Annotated in this window: 2 protein-coding genes; both read left to right on the top strand. The window is 30.4% G+C overall.

Annotated features, from left to right (window positions below; genetic code table 11):
- Positions 1-65 precede the first annotated feature (65 nt).
- Entirely contained in the window at positions 66-656 is a 591-nt protein-coding gene (locus CN514_RS24725; protein WP_098234825.1) for an RNA polymerase sigma factor, read from the top strand.
- On the top strand, positions 653-1114 hold the full coding sequence (locus CN514_RS24720) for a hypothetical protein (RefSeq protein WP_098234824.1): 462 nt from the start codon (positions 653-655) through the stop codon (positions 1112-1114). The genes CN514_RS24725 and CN514_RS24720 overlap by 4 nt, the downstream gene beginning before the upstream one ends.
- Positions 1115-1128 lie beyond the last annotated feature (14 nt).

Below are 1128 nucleotides of genomic sequence, written 5' to 3'. Positions count from 1 at the left end.
GAGTAAGAAAGATTGTTTAAAAATTTATTTTAAAAAGTTTTATTTTTTTTGCAGGGTTTTTAAATTTGTCTTCGTCTAAAGTTATGGAAGAGGAAAGAGGTGATGCAATGGAGTCGGATGAACAATTAGTAAGGAATATAGTAAAGGGGAATCATCAACTATTTAAAGAATTAATAGTAAGATACCAATCAAAGGTATTTGCAGTAGCACTGAAAGTTTCAAATAATCAAAAGGATGCTGAAGATATTTCGCAAGAAGTCTTTCTCCAATTGTATCGTTCTCTCGAAAACTTTAACGGGGAATCTAGTTTGGCCACATGGATTTATCGAATTACAATGAATAAAGCAATTGATTTTAAAAGAAAACAAGTAAAACAACAGGAAAATGAAACTAGTGAATTGCTTTCTACTTTACAAGAGGAGAATTTATTATCACCTGAAGAAGCTTTAATAAAAACGATTGATAAAGAACTTATTCATTCATATTTAATAGAATTGCCACAGGCATATAGCGATGTATTGAAATTATATTATTTTGAAGAACTTACCTATGGTGAAATAGCTTTGAAATTAAATGTAGCCGTTAAAACTGTAGAATCACGTTTGTATCGAGCCAAACGATTAATTAAAGACAAGCATAAAGGAGGGATCATTTGAAACATTTAACTTCTGACCAGCTATTATCGTATCAACAAAAGAAGCTTTCAAATAAAGAATCTCTTTTGCTTGAACAGCACTTAAATGAATGTATCTTATGCCAGGCGGATCTTGAACTTTTAAATGAATTAGACATGGAATGGATGAATCCACCTGATTTTCATTTTTCAGATGAGCTAGTGAACGAAATAATGAAACAAGCTGAATCAATACAGATTACGGAAAAAACGAGTGAAACAAAATCTAAAACGAATTCTAAAAAAGTTCGTTTAATCCATTTAGTATTGGCTGCTGCAGCAACATTTTTATTCTTCCAATTTCAATTAGCTGAACGGATTACAAATTCGAATCGTCATGTTGTACAAACGATTAATCAGACGTCTTCGTTAATTGAAAAAAGTGAAGAAATTAAATTATCAATTCCAATTCCAAAAATTTTGAAGGGAAATAAAAAATAATGGAGGTACAAACT

The sequence above is a fragment of the Bacillus sp. AFS001701 genome (assembly GCF_002559405.1).
Classification (GTDB): Bacteria; Bacillota; Bacilli; order Bacillales; family Bacillaceae_G; genus Gottfriedia.
Note: the sequence above shows the minus strand (reverse complement) of the source record. Positions and strands in the feature narration are given on the sequence as shown.